Source organism: Devosia sp. A449 (assembly GCF_054489375.1).
Map to the genome: position 1 here is coordinate 1 of NZ_JBTMWU010000020.1, position 730 is coordinate 730.

The following is a 730-nucleotide window of genomic DNA, read 5'->3' on the forward strand; positions in this document are numbered from 1 at the left end:
CCCGGCCTTGAGCCGGGTGTGGATTCACATTTGAAGTGCAACGGGATGAAGGCCTCGGCGGGGGTACGGAAGCCGAGGCATTTTCGGGGGGTGTTGTTGTGGTGGGCGAGGATGGCATCGAGGCTGTCGGCCGGCAAGCTGTCGAGATTGGTCTGGCGGGGCAGGTTTTTGCGCAGCCGGCCGATGGCGTTTTCCACCCCGCCCTTCTGCCAGGGGGCATGGGAATCGCAAAAGAAAGTGTCCAGCCCCAGCTGGTTGGCGATGCGCTGATGGCGATTGAACTCGGTGCCATTATCAAAGGTGATGGAGCGGCGCAGGGGTTTGGGCACCGGTTCGAGCAGGGCGGTGAGCGCCATGGCGACGGGCTCGGCCTTCAGGCTATCGTGGCGCAGTGCCAGGGTGAGCCGGGTGTGGCGCTCATGGACAACCAGGATGGCTTGGCCGGTTTGGGAGAACAGCATGGTGTCGGCCTCCCAATGGCCGGCCTGGCTGCGGGCGGCGATGGCCGCGGGGCGGTCATGGATCGAACAGCGCCCAGCCTGGCGCGGCCAGCCGCCCTTGGTGCGCCAGCCGCGCTTATATTTGGCGCGCGGCAGATAGAAGCGCCAGCGGCGATCATTGCTGCGTTTGAGCTGGGCATAGACGAAGCGGTAGATGGTCTCGTGGCTGATGATCCGGCTACCCGCCTCATGGGCGAGGCGACCGGCCACCTGCTCGGGCGACCAGCCGG

The 730-nt window shown here is 65.9% G+C and carries 1 protein-coding gene; it reads right to left on the minus strand.

Annotation, left to right across the window (positions count from 1 at the left end; translation table 11 throughout):
* A partial coding sequence (locus ACX3OW_RS21620; protein ID WP_459097856.1) for an IS30 family transposase occupies nucleotides 1-730 on the minus strand: 730 nt, incomplete at both ends.